The sequence below is a fragment of the Pseudomonadota bacterium genome, from assembly GCA_039818985.1.
Lineage (GTDB): Bacteria > Pseudomonadota > Alphaproteobacteria > Sphingomonadales > Sphingomonadaceae > Alterisphingorhabdus.
Map to the genome: position 1 here is coordinate 249,970 of JBCBSU010000002.1, position 15,271 is coordinate 265,240.

Annotated in this window: 17 protein-coding genes; 5 read left to right on the forward strand and 12 right to left on the reverse strand. The window is 58.3% G+C overall.

Annotation, left to right across the window (positions count from 1 at the left end; all coding sequences use genetic code 11):
• Positions 1-28 precede the first annotated feature (28 nt).
• From hemB to AAFX04_12885, 3 genes are all read left to right on the forward strand, one after another.
• Positions 29-1,021 (forward strand): porphobilinogen synthase, encoded by a 993-nt coding sequence (gene hemB, locus AAFX04_12875; GenBank protein ID MEO1046328.1) that lies wholly within the window; start codon positions 29-31, stop codon positions 1,019-1,021.
• Between the two features lie 32 nt (positions 1,022-1,053).
• Complete coding sequence (locus tag AAFX04_12880) at positions 1,054-1,605, forward strand: gamma carbonic anhydrase family protein (GenBank protein ID MEO1046329.1); 552 nt, start codon at positions 1,054-1,056, stop codon at positions 1,603-1,605.
• Positions 1,606-1,755: 150 nt separating this feature from the next.
• Complete coding sequence (locus tag AAFX04_12885; protein ID MEO1046330.1) at positions 1,756-2,244, forward strand: PAS domain-containing protein; 489 nt, start codon at positions 1,756-1,758, stop codon at positions 2,242-2,244.
• 35 nt (positions 2,245-2,279) lie between these two features.
• Here the strand turns inward: AAFX04_12885 and AAFX04_12890 are convergent, their stop codons facing one another.
• The 3 genes from AAFX04_12890 to AAFX04_12900 all read right to left on the reverse strand — a co-directional run bounded on the left by AAFX04_12890 (position 2,280) and on the right by AAFX04_12900 (position 3,704).
• Complete coding sequence (locus AAFX04_12890) at positions 2,280-2,693, reverse strand: hypothetical protein (GenBank protein MEO1046331.1); 414 nt, start codon at positions 2,691-2,693, stop codon at positions 2,280-2,282.
• A gap of 163 nt (positions 2,694-2,856) precedes the next feature.
• Entirely contained in the window at positions 2,857-3,117 is a 261-nt protein-coding gene (locus AAFX04_12895) for a hypothetical protein (protein MEO1046332.1), read from the reverse strand.
• A 224-nt stretch (positions 3,118-3,341) separates the two neighbouring features.
• Positions 3,342-3,704 carry a hypothetical protein gene (locus tag AAFX04_12900; protein MEO1046333.1) on the reverse strand — a complete coding sequence of 121 codons (363 nt, stop codon included), beginning with the start codon at positions 3,702-3,704 and terminating at the stop codon, positions 3,342-3,344.
• A 264-nt stretch (positions 3,705-3,968) separates the two neighbouring features.
• On the opposite strand from AAFX04_12900, the gene AAFX04_12905 reads away from it, so the two are divergent.
• Positions 3,969-4,469 carry a thermonuclease family protein gene (locus AAFX04_12905; GenBank protein MEO1046334.1) on the forward strand — a complete coding sequence of 167 codons (501 nt, stop codon included), beginning with the start codon at positions 3,969-3,971 and terminating at the stop codon, positions 4,467-4,469.
• 6 nt (positions 4,470-4,475) lie between these two features.
• Here AAFX04_12905 and AAFX04_12910 read toward each other — a convergent pair whose 3' ends face one another.
• Genes AAFX04_12910 through AAFX04_12930 form a run of 5 tightly spaced genes read right to left on the reverse strand, consistent with a single transcriptional unit; the run spans position 4,476 to position 7,462 of the window.
• Positions 4,476-5,846, reverse strand: a complete 1,371-nt coding sequence (locus AAFX04_12910; GenBank protein MEO1046335.1) for an acyltransferase — start codon at positions 5,844-5,846, stop codon at positions 4,476-4,478.
• A 57-nt stretch (positions 5,847-5,903) separates the two neighbouring features.
• Complete coding sequence (locus tag AAFX04_12915) at positions 5,904-6,464, reverse strand: DsrE family protein (GenBank protein MEO1046336.1); 561 nt, start codon at positions 6,462-6,464, stop codon at positions 5,904-5,906.
• An 18-nt stretch (positions 6,465-6,482) separates the two neighbouring features.
• The gene (locus AAFX04_12920; GenBank protein ID MEO1046337.1) at positions 6,483-6,830 is read right to left on the reverse strand and encodes a DUF952 domain-containing protein; all 348 of its coding nucleotides are present in this window, start codon (positions 6,828-6,830) and stop codon (positions 6,483-6,485) included.
• A gap of 1 nt (position 6,831) precedes the next feature.
• Positions 6,832-7,191: a TraR/DksA C4-type zinc finger protein gene (locus tag AAFX04_12925; protein ID MEO1046338.1), complete on the reverse strand. Its 360-nt coding sequence runs from the start codon at positions 7,189-7,191 to the stop codon at positions 6,832-6,834.
• A 19-nt stretch (positions 7,192-7,210) separates the two neighbouring features.
• Complete coding sequence (locus AAFX04_12930; protein MEO1046339.1) at positions 7,211-7,462, reverse strand: DUF465 domain-containing protein; 252 nt, start codon at positions 7,460-7,462, stop codon at positions 7,211-7,213.
• 441 nt (positions 7,463-7,903) lie between these two features.
• On the opposite strand from AAFX04_12930, the gene AAFX04_12935 reads away from it, so the two are divergent.
• Positions 7,904-8,356, forward strand: a complete 453-nt coding sequence (locus AAFX04_12935; GenBank protein MEO1046340.1) for a hypothetical protein — start codon at positions 7,904-7,906, stop codon at positions 8,354-8,356.
• A gap of 134 nt (positions 8,357-8,490) precedes the next feature.
• Here the strand turns inward: AAFX04_12935 and AAFX04_12940 are convergent, their stop codons facing one another.
• From AAFX04_12940 to AAFX04_12955, 4 genes are all read right to left on the reverse strand, one after another.
• On the reverse strand, positions 8,491-9,972 hold the full coding sequence (locus tag AAFX04_12940) for a hypothetical protein (protein ID MEO1046341.1): 1,482 nt from the start codon (positions 9,970-9,972) through the stop codon (positions 8,491-8,493).
• Between the two features lie 102 nt (positions 9,973-10,074).
• Positions 10,075-11,130, reverse strand: coding sequence for a ribonucleotide-diphosphate reductase subunit beta (locus tag AAFX04_12945; protein ID MEO1046342.1), 1,056 nt, complete (start codon positions 11,128-11,130; stop codon positions 10,075-10,077).
• Positions 11,131-11,540: 410 nt separating this feature from the next.
• Positions 11,541-12,890, reverse strand: a complete 1,350-nt coding sequence (locus AAFX04_12950) for a glycosyltransferase family 4 protein (GenBank protein MEO1046343.1) — start codon at positions 12,888-12,890, stop codon at positions 11,541-11,543.
• Between the two features lie 177 nt (positions 12,891-13,067).
• Positions 13,068-14,948, reverse strand: a complete 1,881-nt coding sequence (locus tag AAFX04_12955; GenBank protein ID MEO1046344.1) for a ribonucleoside-diphosphate reductase subunit alpha — start codon at positions 14,946-14,948, stop codon at positions 13,068-13,070.
• Positions 14,949-15,271 lie beyond the last annotated feature (323 nt).

Consider the following 15,271-nt stretch of genomic DNA (forward strand, 5'->3'; position numbering starts at 1 on the left):
TCACAAAGCGCTGGGCTATCCTGCTCATATGACACATTATCCTGCCGTGCGGATGCGCCGTACCCGCCTTCATAACTGGTCGCGTAACATGGTGCGCGAAACCATATTGTCTCCCGCAGACCTGATCTGGCCGCTGTTCATCACCCAGGGCGCAGGCAATGAGGAACCGGTGGCTTCGCTGCCGGGCGTCTCGCGCTGGTCGGTCGATCGAATTGTCGAACGTGCCCGCGAGGCGGTTGCTCTTGGTATTCCCTGTGTCGCGCTGTTCCCCAATACCGAGCCGGAAAAGCGCAGCGACGGCGGCGAGGAAGCGCTCAATCCGGACAATCTGATGTGCCAGGCAATCCGCGCGATCAAAGACGCTGTGGGCGATGATCTTGGCATACTCACCGATGTCGCGCTCGATCCCTATACCAGCCATGGCCAGGACGGGCTGCTCGACGGGCAGGGCTATGTCACCAATGACGCCACCGTCGAGGTGCTGCGCGGACAGGCATTGAACCAGGCGAGAGCGGGTGCCGATATCATCGCGCCAAGCGACATGATGGACGGCCGTGTCGGCGCCATAAGAGAGGCGCTGGAAGGCGATGGCCATTCCAATGTGCAAATCATGGCCTATGCTGCCAAATATGCCAGTGCCTTTTATGGGCCCTTCCGCGATGCCGTGGGTTCGGGCGGGCTGCTCAAGGGCGACAAGAAGACCTATCAGATGGATCCGGCCAATAGTGATGAGGCGCTGCGTGAAATAGCGCTCGATATCGATGAGGGCGCCGACAGCGTGATGGTCAAGCCGGGCCTTGCCTATCTCGACATTATCTGCCGTGCCCATCAGACCTTTGATGTGCCGGTCTTCGCCTATCAGGTGTCGGGCGAATATGCGATGCTCGAGGCCGCCGCCAGTGTCGGTGCGGGCGACCGCGATGCGCTGTTGATGGAAAAGCTGGTCGCCTTCAAGCGCGCCGGCTGTTCCGGGGTGCTGACCTATCACGCCCCGGTGGCGGCGCGCTTGCTGCAAGGCTAAATCCTTCCCCTTATCCGCCAAAGGTGCCCGATATGTCCGATAGCTCTATCATCCCGATCCATGGCAAGACGCCGCAAATCCATGACAGCGCCTTTATCGCTCCGGGTTGCCGGATTATCGGCGATGTCGAAATCGGCCCCGAGGTCAGCATCTGGTATAATTGCGTCATTCGGGCTGATGTGAACCGCATTATCATAGGCGCACGCACCAATGTGCAGGACGGCACTGTCATCCATTGCGACAGCCCCCGTCCCGGTCGCCCCGAAGGCTATCCGACACTGATCGGTGAGGATGTTCTGATCGGCCATATGGCGATGGTGCATGGCTGCACATTGGAGGACCGCGCCTTTGTCGGCCTGGGTGCAATTGTCATGGATGGCTGCACTATTGGCAGCGATGCGATGCTCGCGGCCGGGGCCATGCTGACCCCGGGCAAGACCATGCCCGCAGGCCAGCTCTGGGCCGGGCGTCCGGCAAAATATCTGCGCGACCTGCCCGAACCGGCAATCGCCGAAATGCGTCTCGGCGTCGCCCATTATGTCGAGAACGGCCACACCCACAAAGCCGCAACGGAAGAAATGTAACGCAATATATGGCCGTATTTCCGGGCATTTAGCAATTTTTTCATGCCATTGGCCGAATAATGCCCATTTAACATCGGTCAGAGTGATTCCAGGGGTATCGGTATTTTCGAGATTGTGCTTCTTGTCCTGCTCGCACTCGCAATAGCGGGCATGATCTATCTGGTGGTGCGGCTGCGTGCCATGCAGGCACATCTCGACACCATCGAGGATGATATGGCGGAGCGCCAGAAATCGCATGACCTGACCGCCATGGTCGGTCGTGTCGGCACCTGGACACTCGACAATCCGAGCCAGCGGATCACCTGGTCTGATGAAGTCTATGCCATCCATGAACGCCCGAAAGAAGCGGGGCCACCGACATTACGGCAAGCGCTCGGCTTCTATCATCATGAAGACCGCCAAAGGGTCTCGCAACTGGTCGAAAAGGCCCTGGCCGATGGATCGAACTTCGAATATCGCGCCCGCATCGTCACCGAAGGCGATGACGAGCGAACCGTGCTGTCACGCGGCATCTGCCGCTTTGACGCTCGCAACAACGTCATCGGCCTGTTCGGCGCCTTTGTCGACCTGACCGAGACCGAGCAGGACGAAGCGCCTGATGCCTCAACCGATGGTACCGCCGGGTCTGACCCGCTTTAAACAGCTATCGCGGAGCCCGATAAGCCGGACCGGCATTAACGCCGAGAATAGCGGCGACGGCGATCCGGTTTGAAATTGCGGACGATATAGCCGCGCTCGGTCATTTCCTCGGCATAGTCCTTTTTGGCATCACGCAGCTCGTTATAATATTCGGCATAGGCTTCGCGCCGATCCTCGGCATCGGTGGCGCGGCGGAGATCACTGGCCAGTTCCCGCTCGGCCTCGCTGACATCGGTGCGATAGTCGAGCCAGAATTTGTTGCTGTCATTATTGGGAGCGACGGGCAGCCGTGAGCCGCGCACCACAAGCTCATCATCCGGATCGAAAGAAGCGGCACCCCGGGAACCGTGCCCCGCCATCGCCGAGGGGACACACAGCCCGGTCACTGCCAGAGCTGCGGTTGCTGCAAGAACATGTCTTGCGGAAATGCTGTTCAACTTTGCCATCATCCATCCTTTCACTGCCAAAAACCCGGCAAGGCTAATCGGCCAGAGATGAACGGATGACAAACCGGGCTGTCAGGCCCGCCGTTTCGGCGACCAGCTGCAATGCCTGAACGATGAAAGGAGTGAGGCGCGACCGCAGTTCATTTGCGGTTCACCGCCGCGGGCATCAACGGCCGCGATAATCACTGGGCGGAACGAAATGCTCACCACGCGCGCGCGCCTGCATTGCCTCATCTGCGATCTTGGTCTTGCGCACCAGCCGCTGGTGCTTGAGCTCACGCCGGGCACCCCAGGATGCGGGGGTGAGTAGCTGCAGCAAATAGCGAATGTCGCTCGGGTGGACATCACGAAACCCGATAATGAAGGCCAGCAGAATCGCGGCCAGCGAGATCGATGAAAAGGCATAAAACGCATTATCAGGTGTCATCTTGATTTCCTCACCATTTCCCCAGTTGCTGAACAGAGAATGCCCAGCGCTGGTAAAGCGCGGGTCAACAGCCATGGTTTAAAAAATATTTCCCTTCTCTCCGTCACGTCGCTGCTGCCAGCGAGCGGACACGGCGCAACCGGTCGCTGGCGCATTAGAAAAGCGTAGGAAGCTGGGGTTTGCGCAGAGGCGGAGAGAAGCCGGGAAAATACCAGACTAGAGGCCTAGCGGCGATCGATAACCGGTGTCTTTTTGTGGCTGCGGCCGAAGCTGTCCGGGGCGATGCGCTCCACCCGGCGTTGACGCGCGGCAATGGCGGCATCGGCAATCTCGGTCATCCGCTGGACCTCTTTGAGCCGGGCCAGCTTGGGCGAAAGCTGCGCGTCGTCTTCGGCGAAGAAGCCATCGACGGCCATGCGGAAACGCCAGTCGCGCGTCGCCAGCACCGCCGCCAACGCCGTGGCGGCAAAGGAAATGCTGGCATAGATGATCACCAGATTATCGGCTGGTATCATGGCCTTTACCCCATATTGCAGGCCTGGACCGACCAGAGCTGCATCCATATCCACCGATCGCAGCACCGGCATCGCTGGTCATGAAACCGGTGCAATGGCTGCAATCATGAATACAGACTCTCCTCTGCTGGTTACGACCGGGTAAGCCGATATGGTGGGCTGCGCATTAAGGTTCTTTTTACCCCTGTCGGCAATTGTCTCGATTTTCGATGCAATGGCATTAGCCTTTCCTTAGTCGGCCGGGCTTAGGCTTGCAGCATGGCGTCTAACAATGTCTCTCGGTTTCGCCGCAGGCGCGATGGCCGCCGGCCCGTGCCGCCACGCCGGAAGCCGTCCATGGGGTGGGCCCGATTTATCATCATCACGGCAGCTTTGTGTAGCGCGGCTTTCAGTGCCGTCTGGTTCGCCAATGGCGGTCCGAGCGGCAAGGCTAGCGTTATCATACCGTTTTCTGCCCCGGATACGGCTCTCAAGCTACCGGTAGATGGTGAGCGTGCGCGCTTTGCCATCTGTTCCCGGTCGCCGCGCATCAACTGCATCGTCGATGGTGACACCTTCTGGTATCAGGGCCGCAAGATCCGCATTGCCGATATCAATACACCAGAAATCGGAAGGCCCGGTTGCACCAGGGAAGCCCGGCTGGGCGAGCAGGCCAAGCTGCGGTTGCACCATTTGCTCAACAACCGGCCCTTCTCGCTCAAATCCGTTGACCGCAAACGTGACCGTTATGGACGTGAATTATGGGTGGTGACGCGCGGCGGCGAAAGCCTGGGTGACACGCTGGTCAAAGAGGGATTGGCACATCGCTGGAACGGCCGTCGCGAAAACTGGTGCTGAGGCACATTATCGCGAGCGCTGCAGCTTCTGGGTGAAATCATACAGCTTGCCAAACCGCACAAGGGCGCCGCCGACAAACGGCAAAACGACGATCCACAGCCTTACCCCCAATATCCCCTGCGGTGTAGCAATGCTGAGTACGGCGGTCGAGGCAAGGCCGACACAGGCGAGCACCAGACCCAGGCCGAGACGCCAATGGGGGACATCACCCTTGCCCGCAGCATTGGGGTTTTCCTTTGCCTGCTCGAACCGTGCCACCGCCATTACCAGCGGCAAGGTCGCGGCAATATACAGGGCAAACCATATCGGTCGTGCTGCCCACCAGGCACCGCTGCCGGGCACAATATCCAGCCCGATGCCATTGAACAGCCAGGCGCCGACCATGACCAGCACAAACCCGGTCAAATGCCACAAATAGACACTCATGATCATGCCGTTGATCAGCACCACACTGGTCCACAGCGTGATATTGTCGAGCATCTTCTTTGCCCATGGCTGCAACGCCAGTGCAAAGCCGGTCTGCATGATGCCCAGTGCCAGCAGCGCCAGTGTCGGCGGCATCGAATTGGTGATCGGTTCGCCCGGAACGCCAATCATCGCCACCGGATAGGGGCCGGCAAATACCAGCGCCATCAGTGCCGCAAAGCCGAGCAGACCAAAGGCCAGCGCCCGCAGCGGCCGGTCGAAATAGCCATCGCACCAGGCGTAGCCAAGCTGATGCACCGCCAGCCAGACAAAGGCGAAATTGGTGTATTTCATATAGCCGATGCCATAGCCATAAGTACCGACATCGACCGCTATGGCACAGCCGATCAACGCCAATACGCTGCCCATGCGCCAGCGCGTCCAGGCAGCATGCGAAAGCGGCACAGCGGCGGTGACCATGATATAGACCGACAGGAACCAGACCGGGATCAGCGCCAGTTCCGCCGCCATTGCGACGATGCTGCGCTCAATCCCCATCACCGTGCCGAATATCGCCAGCCCGGTCCAGATCGCGAACAGCGGCAGCACCGGATAGATCAGCCGGCGGAAACGGCTGGAGAACCAGTGCGAATAGCTGCTTCCATTGCGGCGGTTGGCGGACCAGGATACGCCATTGGAAAAGCCACCGACCAGAAAGAAGAGCGGCATCACCTGAAAACCCCAGGTCAGCCATTGTGTCCATGGCAATATGCCGAGCAGATGGCCGCCACGCACCGCGCCATCCTCAATATAGGGTGCAGCGACCAGCCAGTGGCCGACGACAACAGCGAGGATCGATAGCGCGCGCAGGAAATCGACATAGCGATTGCGCTCCGGAGGAGCCAGCTCGGCCATTTCGCGCGCCCGCGACCAGATGGTGCGGCGCGGCCTGGCCATATCCGTTTCACTCATGCGGGCAATGTCCCCCAAAGCATCGGTGACAACAGATATAGTATGGCGGTGCGAAATTTAAAACGGATTAAGGGTATAGCCCGCCTGTTGCAGCCGGGCATGCGCGGTCATGGCGGATAGCTCCATGGTGACACCGGGCAGCAATTCGGTCTTTTCCAGCCCCTGCGCCGCTGCGCTCTGGCCGCAGATGATGATTTCCACCCCCTGCTGCATCAGCGCTGCGATCAGTTCGGCATTGGTGTTGCTCGCCTGATCGGGCCAGCGCCGGGCATAGGCCGCGTCCACGGCCATGTCGAACACCGCAGAACCATGCACCACCACCGCAACGCGGATATTCTCCGGCGCCACGCCATTGGCGACATGCATGTTGATGAACCGCGCCGCCGAAGTCAGCGTGCGGTTGAGCGTGGCCTCCTCGCTTTTGGCGACATCGAAGGCCACGGCCAGCTGTATATCGGCGGGCAGCGGCACATCGCTGTCGACCGGGGCATGCGGGCCAAAATCCTCAAATACCGGGCCGAGGATAAAGCCCTCGGGCAGCCCGGGCAGTTGTTGCGCCAGCACCGGGGCGCCTGTCAGCATCAGGCCGGCGGCGAAGCAGAACAAGGGGCGGATCATCGATACTCTCCGGAAAAGTCAGGTGTCGACGATGCGCGTTTCGGTGACGACGGACAAGGGCAAAGAGCGGTAATAAAGATGCGGAAACAGCGCGCCGCCGCGCGAGGCCTCCCACACCACATCATCGCCCAGCGGTGCAAGATCGATGGTGGCGATCACCAGCCCGCTCTGCCCGGCAAAATGCGCCTCCAGCGTGCCCTGCAACTGCGCTGCCGCGGACATATGAATATAGCCATCGGCGAGATCGATCGGCGCGCCGGCAAATTCCCCCGCCGCCTGAAACGCCGCCCATTGATCGGCGGTCAGGATCTTATAGGCGACGGTCTCGCCAGAGGGTGCACCGTCCGGCCCGGATGCTCCAGTCAAGTCAGATCGATTCCTGCGAGGCGCAGGTGATGCACAGAGCCGCTTCTGGCCGCACCGCCAGACGCCTGGGGTTGATCGGATTGCCGCAATTCACGCAAATCGCATAAGTGCCGTTTTCAATCCGCTCCAGTGCCCGTTTGACCGAGGCGATCTCGCGGGTGATCAGCGCGCCCTGCCCCTGCAGCGCGGCATCATCTTCCATCTCGACCGCCTGTTCGGAACTGTCGGCGTTGAGCGGCTCGGCCAGATCTTCGCCGATATGCGCCAGCCGGGTTTCCAGCTCGTCGAGCATCGCCTCCAGCTGCTCCTGCTCGGCGCGGAAGCGGGCCTTTTCTGCAATTTCGCCAATATAGTTCATCATCTCGACTCCTTATTGCTGCTCAGGCGTCCTGCCGTGCGGCGCCGATTATCGCGGCCAGCTCGTCGCACAGCGCCAGCCGCTGCTTTTTCAACTCTTCGGCATGTTCGTCCGAACACGGCTCAATCTCCGCCTCGATGCGGTGAATGGCGCGGTTGACCTCATGATAACGCTCCGCCTGCCGCGCAAAATGCGCATCCTCGGTCTTGAGCCGATGAATGATCGCGGCATCGGCGGGAAATTCCTCCGCCAGTTCATGCGGCGTATGGGACATGGGGCTGTTCTCCTGTTTTTGTTCTGATACCCGCATCATGACAGGCGAGTCGCCCGCGCGCTTTGCGCTGGATCAAAAATCGGCGGAAGGCTGTGAATCCGGCAAAAGGGGACACAGGGTGACACCCTGTCACCCTGTTGGCCTGGGTTGTGTCCTGCGAAAAAAACGGCGTGATTTAAGCGGCTTGTGGCCGCGCAGGCATCATGCGGTCGAGGGGGTAGCACTCTCCAGGGGAAATGGTGGCACAGGCGGATGCACGGGCGATAGAAAACAGGCCCGGATGATAGGCTATGCGGCGTGGTGCAGGACAGTTTGGGTGCCATCCGGCCACTATCGCGCTTCGGAGCGGGATGATTATTGGCGGTAAGGGCGCATGGGTGGCGCGAAAAGGGTTTGCAGAAACTGCGTGCATGGCGCATTGTTTTAAGATATATCTTAGATATGTCGAAGATAGACTCGATCGCCGTCCCACCCGATAGCCTGCTGGCCGAATTTGGCCCGACCCATGCCTATCGCGACTGCTTTGCGCGGTGCGTTGCGGGCCAAGTCAGCCTCGCCGACTTTATCGCGCGCTTTTATGGCAGTTGGGCGTTTCGGCCCGAGCGCCTGATTCTCGGATTAATCGGGCGCGGCGCATCCGATGCGGACGCGATCAGACTGGCCAACGCCGAGGCGCAGAGCTTTGCCGCATGGAATGTCGTGCAGCGGCGTGAGCGGGAAATTCTGCTCCAGGATTTTCGCGGCACCACCGCAAGCTGGCTGTCGGTGCAGCATCATGGGGATAGCACCACGCTGCTGTTCGGAAGCTGGGTCGGCCAGCCAGAGCGCGCCACGGTCAAAGCGCTGATGCCCTTCCACCGCTGGTATTCGCGGGTGTTGTTGGGCGGGGTTTAGTCTCTGCGGTCACCCGGGCGGCTCGGGGAAGAAATTTCAAGCGCTGCTGTAGCCATCCGGTCGCTATGACGGTTCGGAGCAGGATGATCGTTGTCAGTTAGTGTTCATAGAAGCTCAAACATTACGACTTAAGATCAAAAGTTTAAATGTGCTCCGCAATGACCTATTACAAGTTTACCCTCTGTCGATATCCACTCAAAGTGGATACGCAGCGTCTCTGTTTTGTTGCCGGCAGTTCCAATTTTCAAATGTTTCATCATTTCAATAGATTGGCCCTTATAAGAGAATATACGTCTTTGTTTTCCTTCTCGCGATATCGTATCTTTCTCTTTTGGAGCGTAACTATTGCCAAAACATTTCCTCGCATCCACATCACCCTTACCGTTTAGTAGCGACGAGTAATAACTAGTTGAAAGATCCCAAAGCATTTGAAACGCTTTTCTCTTGTGCTTGAATATAGCAGAGTCACGAGCGCTTTCTATTGCAGTAGGAAGGACAACCACCCTATTAGGGAATATACTTGATATTATATTCAGAGATGTTTCTAGTGATGGCTCGCCTTCGTATAGATTATAAATGTCGTGTTCATTGATTGCTATAGAGGCGGCATTTGCTCCGCTCTGCAGACTTTCAACTGTTTGTCGTAAAGAGTAGTTTTCTTCTTTTAACAAGGCCTTTTCACTCTCTAAAACATCAATTTTGGCAGCCTCTTCATCCATTAACGACTCTGCCGTCTCTTTCTCCTCCATAGTATTTGCTAGTTCTAATTTCAGAGCCTCTATTTCTGCACTTTGCTTTGCCTCTCCTTCCTGATTTATGGCATCAGCAGCGGCCCTAGAGGCAGCTTGTCTTAAGAGACCGAGTCTCCAAAATCGTGTCCCACTTTCAGAATCTCGAAAGCCTAATGGCAGCACCTTCTTTGCAATCTCACGGCCTGCGTTTGGGTTCCACCCTGACTTTGGAGGTAACCATAAAGGATGCCGGTACGGATCATCATGTTGACTGTCTAAACCGGTAAGATAGATACGAGCTCCACCATTAAAGGTTGACAATTTCTTACCAACCAACCGAGTCAATTCAAAACTAGGCTCTATCTTAAGGCTACGGAGATGAGCGGTACCAGATATACGCGAAGCTAGCTTTGCTAATTCGAATTGAGCACCATAGTCATCGTCAGTTGACACAACAACTACAGGCAGCCTCCTTTCAGGAAGACACAACAAATCAACAAGCTCTTCAACACCATCTTCATTTACTTCAATAAAATCATTTGATAGCTGGGTAGCATCAGCTTCGGCAGCTAATTTTTCAATAACATCCCGTACTAATCTAGGCCGGCTTGGCTCAAAAGCTGTGTCCTTGGAATCATGTTGACACACTAACTGGGCACCAAATCGAGTTACATCTCCCGTTCTTGCTTCAACAAACAAGTCAGTAACCCACTGGCGATCAGCAGCCTTGTCACCTGTGTAGGTGACTTTTGCAGCCCATACCTTGCCTTTATTATCGTCAATGCTTGAAGCTGATATTTTTGCCAATGCTTTTTCAGCAGCAAATTCAAACGCCAATCCCATGCCAGCTTCTTCGGGTAGCTTTGCCCCTGCAGTGCGCTCCAACCAATTAGAGCACATACTTAAAGCAGTCTGATAAGCGTCCCGATCAGTGAGAACGAACGATGTTCGAGATATTGGAGTAGAATGATAGGCCAAAGTAGAAATTTACTCCGCCGCAACCTCGGCCGCGTCGAACATATCCGGCCCCTCATCCTCGGCCTCGCAATTCGCCGCTTCGCCGGTTTTGGCTTTGCGGTTGTCGAAGGTCTCCCAGACATCGTTCCAGTTGCCGCGGGTGGCGCCTTTGGAATATTCGGTGGCGCGGGTTTCGAAGAAGTTGGCGTGCTCGACACCGTTTAGCAGCGGCGAGAGCCAGGGCAGCGGGTGTTCGTCGATCATATAGATCGGCTTGAGGCCCAGCTGGCCGAGACGCCAATCGGCGATATAGCGGATGTACTTCTTGATGTCCTTTGCGCGCATGCCCTCAACCGGGCCAAGCTCAAACGCCAGATCGATAAACGCATCTTCCAGCCGCACGGTCTTCTGGCAGATATCGACAATATCCTCCTTCACCGCCTTGGTGAGGCACTGGCGCTCTTCGCAGAAGGTGTGGAACATCTTGATAATGCCCTCACAATGCAGCGATTCATCGCGCACCGACCAGCTCACGATCTGGCCCATGCCCTTCATCTTGTTGAAGCGCGGGAAGTTCATCAGCATGGCGAAGCTGGCGAACAGCTGCAGCCCTTCGGTAAAGCCGCCGAACATCGCCAGGGTGCGGGCGATATCCTCGTCATTATCGACGCTGAACTGCTGCATATAATCATGCTTGTCGGCCATTTCCTCATATTCGAGAAAGGCGGAATATTCGCTCTCGGGCATGCCGATGGTGTCGAGCAGGTGCGAATATGCCGCGATATGCACCGTCTCCATATTGGAGAAGGCGGTGAGCATCATCTTGACCTCGGTCGGCTTGAACACCCGGCCATATTTGTCGTGATAGCAATCCTGCACCTCGACATCCGCCTGGGTGAAGAAGCGGAAGATTTGCGTCAGCAGGTTGCGCTCATGCTCGGTGATCTTCTGCGCCCAGTCGCGGCAATCCTCACCCAGAGGCACTTCCTCGGGCATCCAGTGGATCTGCTGCTGGCGTTTCCAGAAATCATAAGCCCAGGGATATTCAAACGGCTTATAGGTCTTGCGGGCTTCCAATAGGGACATCGTTACGGCTCCTCATTACATCTCAAAATATAGGGATTCTGCGGAAAATTGAAAGCGCGGGCGCTGGTGCGCTGTGCTTTTCACTGTGGGTTGCTGTGGATAGAGTCTTTTGTCCGGCCTCAAGCGCCGGGTGGAGGTTTTGTTTTCTCTCACCGCCTGTTCGCTGGCGCGAACGCCTCCGAGGGGGCGGCCTAAGGGCCGGCGGCCGGTCGGCCTTGCGGAACCTTTCGGTTCCGGCATTGCCAAAAATCGGGCCCGTGCTTTGCGGCACCTCGAACCCGCAGGGTTCGCAAGCGCGACCGCGCGTCGGCCGGTCAGGCCGCCCCTCGGAGGCATTCGCCGATAGGCGAATAAGCCGCGAGAGAAACAGAACCGCCAGCGAACAGGCCGTGAGAGCAAGACAGACTCCATCACGCCACGGCCCTTTCGGCTTCAGGCTGCGACACCTTCTCACCCAGCACCTGGTCGATCAGCGCGTCGATCTTCTCGAACTGCAGCGCGCGGGCATAGGCGCGGGTCGGGGCTTCGGGCAGGTCGGGCACGCGACCGCCATTGGCCGCCTTCTGGTCGAGCCACTGGGTGAGCTGCGCCGCGATGGTCGGCGGGTCGTTCGACACCAGGCCAAAGCCGTCGGCGCGAATGATCTCCACCGCCTCGCCTTCCTCCGACCCGGTGGCCAGCATCGGCCGGCGCGCGCCGATATATTCGAACAGCTTGCCGGGGATGACGGCATTGCCGGCGGGACCGTGCGAGCGGCACACCAGCAGCGCATCGACGCGGCGCTCGATCGCCAGTATCTCGGCGCGCGGTACCAGCGCGCGAAACTCGACCGAGCCGAGCACGCCATGGTCCTTGGCGAGCCGGGTGACATAATCATATTCGTCATGGAAGAACAGCACCCGGACTTTCGCCGCCTGTTCGTCCCCAAGCAGCGCAATCGCGGCGAACAGTGCGCGCGGGTCGCGGCGACCGGCATAGATCACCCCGGCATGTATGATGGTCAGCCGATCCGGATCATAGGGCTTGGGGGTTGCGGCATCTCCTGTTGCCGGGGCAAAGTCATCGGGGTCGAGGCCATTATAGGCAAGGCAGACCGGCGCGTCGAAATGGCGCTGCAATTCGGCCACCGCGCCTTTGGTAACGCCGACAAAGGCATTGGCAGCGGGCAGGATACGCCGTGCCATACGATTGTTGAAAATCTCGGTGAGCCAGTGATGGCTGGTATAGGGATTGTCGATCCACAGGTCGCGCTGCTCGGAAATCCAGGGCAGACCGGTGGCGGCCCTGATCTTCGCCGCGGCGATATGCGCGCTGTTGGGCGGGCCGGAGGAATAGATAAGCGCCGGGGGCTTTTGCTGCGCCAGCGCGATGCCGCGCGCCGCCGCACGATTGGCCCAGTGTGGATTGTAGCGGTCAGGCATGGCCTGCAAATCCCATAATATGCGCCGCAACGGCCCGGGCATGGTCGCTCTGGGCTTTTCCGCGCCGCTCTTGTCGGCAGTGGTTCCCCCGGACGCGCCGGTATCGCGACCGTCGCGATCAATCGGCAGAAATTCCGGTGTCACCCCGTCCATTTCCAGCGGCTGGTGGATGCCATGGGCGCCGGGATTGGCCGCCGCCAGCACCGACACCTGCCGCCCGCTCTGCGCCCAGTGCCGCGCCAGCGCCCCGGTGCGCGCCGCCCCCGCCATGGCAAAAGGCGGAAAATTGGGCGTCACCATCAATATGCTGTCAGCCAGGTTGGTAGCAGTTTCCGGCACGTTTACATTCAGCCCTTGACGTTTTCGCTATAAGGCCCGGTCGCTTCATGTGCCGACCATGCACGCCTTTCTGCTGCCATTCCCACAAAAACCGGAATCCGGGACAATGAAGGCGGATGCATGCGGCCCCGGACCCGGATCAGGTCCGGGATGACGACAGATTGAAGCCTGTCAGTCCTACTGACATGCCAGACATTCGTCATAATCGGTGCTCTCGGCGGTCGCCAGCTCGACCTGTTTCGGGTCGATGGTGTTGTCCGCCTCGACGCCACCGGCGAAACCGGCGCGCTGCACCGATTTGGAGCGCAGATAATAGAGCGATTTGATGCCCAGCTCCCAGGCGCGGAAGTGCAGCATCAGCAAGTCCCATTTATCGACATCGGCGGGGATGAACAGATTCAGCGACTGGGCCTGGTCGATATAGGGTGTACGATCAGCGGCGAGCTCGAGCAGCCAGCGCTGGTCGATCTCGAAGCTGGTCTTGAAGCTCTCTTTTTCTTCCGGTGTCAGGAAGTCGAGATGCTGGACACTGCCGCCCTGCTCCAGGATCGAGTTCCACACATTGGCGCTGTCCTTGGATTTCTCGCGCAGGATTTTCTCCAGATGCGGGTTCTTGACAATGAAGCTGCCCGACAGCGTCTTATGGGTATAGATATTCGCCGGGATCGGCTCGATACAGGCCGAGGCACCGCCACAGATGATCGAAATCGATGCGGTCGGCGCGATCGCCATCTTGCAGGAGAAGCGCTCCATCACGCCCTGATCGGCAGCATCAGGGCACGGGCCGCGCTCCTTGGCCAGCATCATCGAGGCTTCGCTCGCCTTGGCATGAATATGCTTGAAGATTTTGAGGTTCCACGACTTGGCGAGAGCGCTTTCAAAGCCGAGGCCACGCGCCTGCAGGAAGCTGTGAAAGCCCATGACGCCCATGCCGACCGAACGCTCGCGCGCAGCGGAATATTTCGCCCGCTGCATCTCGTCGGGCGCGCGGTCGATATAGTCCTGCAGCACATTGTCGAGGAAGCGCATGACATCCTCGATAAACATGTCGTCGACCGACCATTCATCCCATTTTTCGAGATTGAGCGAGGACAGACAGCACACCGCCGTGCGGTCCTCACCCAGATGGTCGCGACCTGTGGGCAGGGTAATTTCCGAACACAGATTCGAGGTGGAAACCTTGAGGCCAAGGTCGCGATGATGCCTGGGCATCATCCGGTTCACCGTATCGTTGAAGATGATATAAGGCTCGCCGGTGGCCAGCCGTGTCTCGACCAGCTTCTGGAACAGCGAACGCGCATCGACAGAGCCGCGCACCTCACCGGTCTTGGGCGATTTCAGCTCGAATTCCGCGCCATCGCGCACCGCTTCCATAAACTCGTCGGTGACCAAAACGCCATGGTGCAGGTTGAGTGCCTTGCGGTTGAAATCGCCCGAAGGCTTGCGGATTTCGAGAAATTCCTCAATCTCCGGATGGCTGATATCAAGATAGCAAGCCGCCGAACCCCGACGTAGCGAGCCTTGGCTGATAGCCAGTGTCAGCGAGTCCATCACCCGGACAAACGGGATGATGCCGCTGGTCTTGCCATTCAGGCCCACCGGCTCACCAATGCCGCGCACACTGCCCCAATAGGTGCCAATGCCGCCGCCCTTGCTGGCGAGCCAGACATTCTCGTTCCAGGTGTTGACGATGCCATTCAGGCTGTCATCGACACTGTTGAGATAACAGCTGATCGGCAGGCCGCGACCGGTGCCGCCATTGGAGAGCACCGGGGTTGCCGGCATAAACCACAGGTTCGAGATATAATCATAGAGCCGCTGGGCATGGTCCTGATCATCGGCATAGGCATCGGCGACGCGGGCAAACAGGTCCTGAAAGCTCTCATTGGGCAGCAAATAGCGGTCGCGCAGGGTCTCCTTGCCGAAGTCGGTCAGATTGTCGTCGCGCGCATCGTCGGTCTTGATGGTGAACCGGCGCGCATTGACCTTCTTGCTGTCCGGCGTCTTTTTGGCGGACGCGTTCTTGGCCGTCTTTTCGGGGCTGTCTTCTATCAGCATCGCCTCACTCGCATTGCCCTGATCCGGACGTTCACCGCCGGCTTTTATCGCGCCATCATGAGGACGCTCCATTACCTCGGCATCACCGTCCGTTTTTGCTTCACTACCTGCCATAATCTCACCCTTGTCCTGAGCATCTTCGCCGAGGACGCTTTCCGTGGTATCCCTAAAATCCATGACCGCTCCCAATGTTCCACATTCGTTCGAGTCGGAGCGCGAAATCTCCGAATAGCATTTTACCGGAACGGCTGGGTAAAAACTTATCCCCAAGCACCCCGTTTGAATGGCGGCTTTCAGGACGCAACAAAGTAGACGCAAAAATG